This is a genomic window from Sulfoacidibacillus ferrooxidans (assembly GCF_022606465.1).
GTDB classification, from domain to species: domain Bacteria; phylum Bacillota; class Bacilli; order Alicyclobacillales; family SLC66; genus Sulfoacidibacillus; species Sulfoacidibacillus ferrooxidans.
Genome location: NZ_JALBUF010000135.1, coordinates 1 through 255, shown reverse-complemented (window position 1 = coordinate 255; position 255 = coordinate 1). Strand labels below are relative to the sequence as shown.

Annotated in this window: 1 rRNA gene; it reads left to right on the top strand. The window is 52.9% G+C overall.

The window, feature by feature from the left end:
- Positions 1-255: ribosomal RNA gene (locus MM817_RS16720) — 23S ribosomal RNA — on the top strand; the annotation flags it as partial.

Sequence of the window (255 nt, the reverse complement as noted above, 5' to 3'; positions counted from 1 at the left end):
GGGCCTGCATAAGGTTACCGAACCCAGTCAAACTCCGAATGCCACGCTTGTAGACTTGGCAGTCAGACTGCGAGTGCTAAGATCCGTAGTCAAGAGGGAAACAGCCCAGACCAACAGCTAAGGTCCCGAAGTGCCAGTTCAGTGGGAAACGATGTGGCGGTGCATAGACAACCAGGATGTTGGCTTAGAAGCAGCCACCATTGAAAGAGTGCGTAATAGCTCACTGGTCGAGTGACGCTGCGCGGAAAATGTAAC